At 40.4% G+C, this 7,947-nt stretch carries 6 protein-coding genes; 3 read left to right on the top strand and 3 right to left on the bottom strand.

Going from position 1 to position 7,947, the window contains the following annotated elements:
- The 3 genes from AAGC65_RS23375 to AAGC65_RS23365 form a co-directional block, all read left to right on the top strand.
- Nucleotides 1–1,347, top strand: a 1,347-nt coding sequence (locus AAGC65_RS23375; RefSeq protein ID WP_343114885.1) for a DEAD/DEAH box helicase, incomplete at its 5' end; no start/stop codon positions are given.
- Nucleotides 1,348–1,534: 187 nt separating this feature from the next.
- Nucleotides 1,535–2,881, top strand: coding sequence for a glycosyltransferase (locus AAGC65_RS23370; RefSeq protein ID WP_343114884.1), 1,347 nt, complete (start codon nucleotides 1,535–1,537; stop codon nucleotides 2,879–2,881).
- 144 nt (nucleotides 2,882–3,025) lie between these two features.
- A complete protein-coding gene (locus AAGC65_RS23365; protein ID WP_343114883.1) occupies nucleotides 3,026–3,349 on the top strand; it encodes a septum formation initiator family protein in 324 nt (107 codons plus the stop codon).
- A gap of 94 nt (nucleotides 3,350–3,443) precedes the next feature.
- Here AAGC65_RS23365 and AAGC65_RS23360 read toward each other — a convergent pair whose 3' ends face one another.
- The 3 genes from AAGC65_RS23360 to fabG form a co-directional block, all read right to left on the bottom strand.
- Nucleotides 3,444–4,607: an acyltransferase gene (locus AAGC65_RS23360; protein WP_343114882.1), complete on the bottom strand. Its 1,164-nt coding sequence runs from the start codon at nucleotides 4,605–4,607 to the stop codon at nucleotides 3,444–3,446.
- A gap of 39 nt (nucleotides 4,608–4,646) precedes the next feature.
- Nucleotides 4,647–6,728 carry a hypothetical protein gene (locus tag AAGC65_RS23355; RefSeq protein ID WP_343114881.1) on the bottom strand — a complete coding sequence of 694 codons (2,082 nt, stop codon included), beginning with the start codon at nucleotides 6,726–6,728 and terminating at the stop codon, nucleotides 4,647–4,649.
- Between the two features lie 288 nt (nucleotides 6,729–7,016).
- A complete protein-coding gene (gene fabG, locus AAGC65_RS23350; RefSeq protein ID WP_343114880.1) occupies nucleotides 7,017–7,760 on the bottom strand; it encodes a 3-oxoacyl-[acyl-carrier-protein] reductase in 744 nt (247 codons plus the stop codon).
- Nucleotides 7,761–7,947: the final 187 nt, after the last annotated feature.

The following is a 7,947-nucleotide window of genomic DNA, read 5'->3' as shown; positions in this document are numbered from 1 at the left end:
GAAAATTTAAAATTAATTGAGCCCTTACTCAAGGCCTTAAAAACTGAGGGATATACCACACCTACACCAATACAGGCGCAAGCCATCCCTATCATATTAAAACACCAGGATTTACTGGGTTGCGCGCAAACAGGTACCGGTAAAACGGCCGCCTTCGCTTTACCTATTTTGCATTTACTGCACCAGGACAGGATAGCACACAAAGAACAGAAGACCATCAAAGCGCTTATATTAACCCCAACCCGCGAGCTGGCCATACAAATTGGCGATAGTTTTACGGCTTATGGTAAACATACAGGCTTAAAAAATCTGGTTATTTTTGGTGGTGTATCTCAAAATCCACAAGTTGATGCCTTAAGGCGCGGCGTGGATATTTTGATAGCAACCCCGGGCCGTTTGCTTGATTTGATGAACCAGCGTTTTGTACACCTGGACCATGTTAAAATGCTGGTGCTTGACGAGGCCGACCGCATGCTGGATATGGGCTTTGTTCACGATGTTAAAAAGATCATATCCAAAGTACCTGCAAAAAGGCAAACCCTGTTTTTTTCGGCTACTATGCCTAAAGAGATACAGCAGCTGGCCGATACCATATTAACCAATCCGGAAAAGGTTGAAGTTACCCCGGTATCATCAACAGCCGATACTATACAGCAATCGCTTTTTTATGTAGATAAGAACGATAAGAAATCGTTACTGATTCATATATTAAAAGATAAGAACATTAAAACCGTGCTGGTATTTACCCGTACCAAACATGGCGCGGATAGGGTAGTGAAAGATCTGAACCGAGTTGGTATTACGGCCGAAGCTATCCACGGTAATAAATCGCAAAATGCGCGTCAGCGGGCTTTAACTAACTTTAAAAACCGAACTACCCGTGTTTTAATAGCTACAGATATAGCAGCCCGTGGTATTGATATTGATGAGCTTACCCACGTTATTAATTACGAGATACCTAACATCCCCGAAACTTATGTACACCGCATTGGCCGTACAGGCCGGGCAGGTGCAAACGGTATAGCCCTTTCTTTTTGTGATGAAGATGAGATAGAGTTTCTGAAAGATATACATAAACTGATAGCCAAAGAGATCCCGGTAGAAGATGCACATCCTTATCCGCTTAGCCCGGTTGCTATAGCAGCCGGTATGAACGCTAAAAAAGGGACGGCTAATGCCAATTTGCGTAAAAGCTCACCGTCTGGCAGAGGCGGCGGAGGTCACAGACGTGGTGGTAAACCGGGCGGTAACCGATCTGGCGACAAACGCTCTGGCGGCGGAAGCAAGTCTGGTGGCAACAGTGGCATGAGTGGTGCAAAACGCTCATCAGGTGGAACCAGGCATTAACAGCTATTCAGATAATAAAACAAAAGAGCAATATCCATACGATATTGCTCTTTTGTTTTATGTACTTTAATATGTATGGGTGATTTTGGTTAATGTTTATCCCCGTTTTTGGGGATAGAAAGCCAGGAGCTGTGATAGCATTTTTGTAGTACCAGTGCAAATGACACTGGTCAAAAAAGCTCTCATCATGGAAAAACAAATCAAAGAACAATTAGCAGGAAAGAAAATCTTATTTGCTTCAGCTGCAGCCGACGGTCATTTTAATCCACTTACAGGATTAGCAAAATATTTACAAGAGGCCGGTTGCGATGTACGCTGGTTTACATCTGATATTTTTGCAGAAAAATTAAAAAAATTAAACATACCGCTTTATCCGTACAACAAAACGGTTGATCTCATGCGTGAATATCCAGACCTGGATAATTATAAGGGAAGAGGACAGATCACCGATCCGATTGAAAAACTGAACTTCGATTTTATTAACATTTTTATTAATCGATCGCCAGAATATTATGCTGATATACTGGATATATATGAGGATTTTCCTTTCGATTTGATGATAGCAGAAAGTGTGTTTACTGTTATCCCATTTGTAAGGGCTAAAATGAATATCCCAGTATTATCAATAGGTATAGTTCCGTTGGCAGAAAAATCTGTTGATCTTGGTCCCTACGGTATGGCTTTGCCGCCTGCAACAAGCAATGAAACACATGCCGAATATGCTAAATTGAATGATCTGGCCGTGAATGTACTGTTTAAGCAATCTGTTGATATATATGATGGTATCCTGAACGAGCATGGTATTGAACATGAAAGGTCATTATTTCCGGATCTGCTTATCAAACATGCAAGTTTATATCTGCAAATAGGTACACCAGGATTTGAATACCAACGCAGCGATATAGGTAGTAATGTGCGCTTTATAGGTGCCCTGTTACCATACCAGGCTGAAACGCAAAAGCAGGCTCCCTGGTTTGATGAACGGGTTAATCAATACAAAAAAATTGTATTAGTAACTCAGGGTACTGTTGAAAAAGATACTGCAAAATTAACAGAACCTACACTTGAAGCATTCAAAGATACCGATGTGTTGGTAATAGCTACTACAGCAGGCAGCAATACTGTAGAACTTCAGAAAAAATACAGCACATCAAAAAACATTATTATTGAAGATTATATACCTTTTAATGAGGTAATGCCATATGCCAGTGTATATGTTACTAATGGAGGGTATGGTGGTACACTATTAAGTGTAAGCAATAAATTGCCTATGGTAGCTGCCGGTGTACATGAGGGCAAAAGTGAAATTTGCGCACGTATAGGCCATTTTAATTATGGTATTAATCTGAATACCGAAGTGCCAGAACCAGAAGCAATACGTAATGCCGCGGAAGAGGTGATGAGCAATGAAGTATATAAAAATAATGTAATCAGGCTAAATCATGAAATGAGTACTTATAATTCACTTGATTTATGTGTTAGTTATGCCCTTGAATTGTTGAATGCAGAGGTTGTGGCCAATACTAATGAATAAAGATTAAATATAATTGCAACATGTTTAAAACACACGCGGCAACATTATTTGTTGCCGGGGTGTGTTTTTTATTTCAGTCGAAACTTTATTGTTAATAAGTTAATAAGCATATTTGTGCCTCTCAAAAAAATTAAATAGCTTTAAATGAAATTCAAAGAGCCCATATCAATGAAACGCCTTATTGACCTTTTAAAAAACAAATTTTTTTTGGTTACCCTGGCTTTTTTAGTGTGGATGATATTCTTTGACCGGAACGATCTGTTCTCGCAATATGAGTATCGCCGCCAGGTGAATAAGCTTAAAGCCGAACGCGATTTTTACAAAACTCAAACTGATGAGGTTAACAAAGAACTTAATGAACTAACTTCGAACCCCAAGCAACTGGAGAAATTTGCCCGTGAAAAATATCTCATGAAAAAAGATAATGAAGATGTTTTTGTAATAGTACACGAGAAGAAGGACAAGTAGACTTTTGAGAAGAATCAAGAATTTAGAGTCAGGAAACAAGATATTGAAAAGCGATGGGTTAACTTATCGCTTTTTTTGTGATTAAAAAAAGGAGTTATATACTTACTGCTACAGGTTCCGATAATTTATCTTGTTTCCATTTTTGTAATATTTTGTCCCGAATTTTTAATGAAGGTTTTTCAACAGTGAACCTTAAAAATAGAGCGCCTACTATTGCGATGTCGAAACAACAAGCCATCATGAGATTGCTGTTTTTTTCGATCCCGACCTTATAGAGCAGGTTTTGGCTAAGATGAATTAGTAATTTATGAGAGAGGTATAAGCCATAAGACAGGGTTGCCAGTTGATCAGTAATAGCTGATTTGAGTTTATAAAAGAAATTAGAAGGGCATACTATGGCGGCCACAATTATTCCGTATCCTAAAGCAATCAGCGGGAAACCCCATATGGCTGTTATAAAAGTATCTTCAGGGGTACAAACAAACCATGCGGCTATTAAAATTATCAGCCCCAGGAGCATCAGTATATTGCTGTACCTATTTATTGTTTCTTTTACCTGCGGATAAAAAGTATAGGCTCCTGCAATGCTGACACCGACCAGCAATCCATCTAATCTGCTGTAAGTAGGGTAGTAGATGAATTTGGTCCATATAGCTCCAAAATGTTCTGATGATGATTGAGGTTCAACCCAATAATGCCAGCTTGCATATCTGAAAAAAAAACCCAAAATGAATAAGGCCGCAAGGATGTAAACAGCTTTTTTGCCGGCTTTAAAATAGTTTAACAGTAAAAAGGATAATGGCAATATTAAATAGAACTGTTCTTCCACACATAGCGACCATGCATGGGTAAATGTGCCGGTTGTTTTTAAATCCAAACCAAAATTAAGTGTGAAGGTTAGGTATTTCCATAGCGCAGCTAAATGCTCCCGTTCACGCAAAAAAGGAATAAATGTATACAAAAAAAGTATAACCAGGTAAGGTGGGATGATCCGGAAAAAGCGCTTAGCAAAAAACTCCCTCAAAGAAATTGGATTTCCCTTTTTTATGGTATTAAAAAGCTGCCCGGCAATCAAAAAACCACTTAAAACAAAAAACAGATCAACACCCGTCCATCCAAAACTGCCTACACTGTTTACCCAATCCGGGTGATCAAATAATTGATAGTGAAATAATAAAACATAGGTTATGGCTAAGGCCCTCAGGTGGTCTAAGCCATGTAGTTTATGTTTTTCTAAAGTTTGTGATGTAGCCGACATAGGCTTATTTAGATATATAATGTTTAATTCAGAAGCTTTTTACACCTCCCCTTCGCGTTTTCTTAAAAACCACTCTCCGGTGAGTAATAACAGGATGAGAACGAATACCCATTTTACATCAATGATGTCGTTGTAGTGTTTGTCTTCGTAAACCACAGTTTTGATGTTATCATTCTTGCGGATCATGGCTGCAAGTTGGTTAAGCTGTGCAGGGTATAACATTTGGCCGCCGCTTTGTTTGGCTATGGTGTTGAGCAGGGCATGGTTGGCTGCACTTTGCCGGGTTTCCAGATTGAGCGGCTTGACGGTCAATAGCCCGGTGGCTTTAAACTGTTGTTTACCGTTTTGAGTTGTGGCGGTGTAACTATATTCACCAACAGGAAGAGTGCCGGCATCAAGCTCATAGCTTTGTCCGTTGCGGCTAAACAGGAAACTGTAATTTTTTCCTGTCGCGTTTTTCAGATCTATCTTAACATCAGGTGTGTTAATCAGTTCCAGTGCATCATTATATAATTCAGCGTTGAGTATCACATTTTCGCCCTCGTCAAAAACATTGCGGGCAGGGTATACCCGGAAACGCTGACGGTTGGCATTTGCAGTTAAATATTGTACTGTTTGGCTCAACAATTCGTCGGTAGAATTGCGGTTGCCATAGTTTTGATATTCGGCCAGTTGCCAGCGCCAAAGCCCTTCGGCGGTTAATACACCTAAACGGCGACCGGCATCATCGGCAAAAGCCAGTAAGGGATAAGTTGTAGTAACCGCACCTATTTTTTGTTTGAGTAAAACACTGGTATTGGTTGATATGCCGTAGCTGCCAAATGGGGCAAGCAGGGGAGGCAACGTCATGATTTTTTTGCGCGATGAGTCGGATAGGGTAAAAGCGGCAAAGCCTGCATCAGGCAGGGCAAACACCTCCTGCGATTCTGAACGTCCCGCACTGATCTTAACATTATTTTGCTCCGCATTGAAAGCTTGCAGATCGGTTTGCGAACCCAATATATACCAAAGCGGTGTCTTACTTTTGCTTATAAAGCTTTTTAATGGTGCTGAAATATCAACAGGGATCTGGTAAAGAACGATCAGGCTATAATCGGCCAGTTTAATGCTGGGTAAGTCAGCCAGCAGACTGGTTTTTACCTCAAAGTTTTTATTGGTTTCAATAGCTTGTTTAATAACGGTAATATCCGGATGAGGGCTTTGATACAACACCAAAACTTTTTGGCGGGCATCCAGCACATCTATATAAATAGTTTCTGTATTGTTTTGGGTTGATAGCTCATTTTTTACCTGATCTATACTGATGGTATACTTGCGCAAGCCTTTTTTATCGGCAGTAAGTTTAATAGGTATCACCTTTTTAAAATCAGCAGATGTTACAGGGATGGTTTGGGTAAAAACCTGCCGACCATCGGTAGTTACTGTGAGGCGTAAATTTTCGCTCTTGCTTTGGTAGGCTTCGGCTAAAACCTCGATCTCAAAATCGTTACCTAAAAAAGCTGTTTTATTATAATTTATATTGCCGATCAACAAATCGCGTTTGGCGGTGGTATCTCCCAGAGCAATGGTGTAAATACTGGTTTTGATATTTTTAGCGGCATACTGCGGGTCGTTACCCTGATTATACAAACCATCGGTAGCTAAAATAAGCGCGCCAATGTTTTGGTTTACAAAGCGGTTGTTAAGCTGGAGCAGGGTGTTGGATATATCGGTTTGCCTACCATTGAATGTAGATGAAAGGCCATTGCTGAGATCTTTACTGAAGTTAAATTCCTGCACGTCGTATTCATCGCCCAGTTCCTGTTTTAATTTAGCCAAATCACCAACAAACTTATCTGCGTTAAAACCTGGAGCCTTAAAAGTATTTACAGACAAGGAGTTATCCTGCGTAATTAATACCAAAGGTTTTTGAGGTGAGTACTTTACCGATTTTACCAGTGGCGAAACCAATAACAGGGCGATCAGGAAAACTACCAAAGCCCTGATACAGGCCAACCCTAACCTAAAGTATTTACCCAGGTTTACCGGCTGGCGGTATAAAAGCCAGGCATAAAGTATACCTAATATAAGGCATACAGGCACCCACCATCCAGAAACTGATCCCCAGGTTATTGAAAACATTTTTACAATGTAAATATTACGTAATACGTTTTACGTTCACCTGCAAAATGCGAAATTATTGTGAAATAGGAGGCCAATAAGTTTATTCGTTTTATAATTGATACAAAACAACAATGGCCAGCTATAGCCGGCCATTTTAAAATATATTCCGTTATGCCGAATTTACTTCGGCATCTCATCTGCAAGAGTCGCAGCAGGAAAACTACTTGTCCCGAGAGATCCTGAAACAAGTTCAGGGTGACGCGTGCGGTGGGTTTTGACTTTTTACTTTTGAGTTTTGACTTACAATTAAACCATTCCGCCATCAACAGATATTACCTGTCCGGTAATATAGGTGGCCATGTCTGATGCCAGGAAAACGCAGGTGTTAGCTATGTCTTCAGATTCGCCCAAACGTTTCAATGGAATAGCGGCTGCCCAGCCTTCAACTACTTTAGGATCTAATACCTCGGTCATCTCGGTTTTAATAAAACCCGGAGCAACCACATTGGTACGAATGTTACGTGAACCAAGCTCTTTAGCCACCGATTTAGAGAAACCGATGATACCCGCTTTTGAAGCCGCGTAATTGGCCTGCCCGGCATTGCCCTGTATGCCAACTACCGAACTCATATTAATGAATACGCCCTGGCGGTTTTTTATCATTACTTTTGATGCTGCTTTGGTAACATTGAAGATTGATTTCAGGTTAACTTCCAAAACAGAATCCCATTGTTCCTCTGTCATTCGCATCAGCAGGCCATCTTTGGTAATGCCCGCGTTGTTTACTACAATATGCAAAGTGCCAAAATCGGCCACTACGTCGTTGATCAGTTTTTCGGCTTCGTCAAATTTTGACGCATCAGAACGGTAGCCTTTTACCTTGGTACCAAGGCTTTGCAGTTCCTGCTCCAAAGCCTGGCCTTTTTCTACCGATGACAAGTAGGTAAATGCAACGTTGGCGCCGTGTTCGGCAAATTTTTCTGCTATTTTACGTCCTATACCTTTTGAAGCACCAGTTATAAGCGCTGTTTTTCCTTCTAATAATTTCATAAATTGAATAGATATGATTTCGGGCGGTGAAGTTAGGGAATTTAGTCGGAAAGTCAGAGAAGACCGGAAGTCAGAAAGTTATCCAGTTTTTAGTCTTTAACAAACTGCATAATACAGCCTTCAATACATATTATGGGTCCGCTCGGGCTCATGTTTAGTGAGTCGCCTTTTATTTCATACCGGTCGT

It is taken from the genome of Mucilaginibacter sp., assembly GCF_039207105.1.
Classification (GTDB): Bacteria; Bacteroidota; Bacteroidia; order Sphingobacteriales; family Sphingobacteriaceae; genus Mucilaginibacter.
This window is presented reverse-complemented; position numbering and strand designations above follow the sequence as displayed.

Excerpts from the sequence above, each read along its gene's own strand:
- AAGC65_RS23360 (WP_343114882.1), bottom strand. The coding sequence starts at position 4,607 with ATGTCGGCTACATCACAAACTTTAGAAAAACATAAACTACATGGCTTA.
- AAGC65_RS23370 (WP_343114884.1), top strand. The coding sequence starts at position 1,535 with ATGGAAAAACAAATCAAAGAACAATTAGCAGGAAAGAAAATCTTATTT.
- fabG (WP_343114880.1), bottom strand. The coding sequence starts at position 7,760 with ATGAAATTATTAGAAGGAAAAACAGCGCTTATAACTGGTGCTTCAAAA.
- AAGC65_RS23355 (WP_343114881.1), bottom strand. The coding sequence starts at position 6,728 with ATGTTTTCAATAACCTGGGGATCAGTTTCTGGATGGTGGGTGCCTGTA.
- AAGC65_RS23365 (WP_343114883.1), top strand. The coding sequence starts at position 3,026 with ATGAAATTCAAAGAGCCCATATCAATGAAACGCCTTATTGACCTTTTA.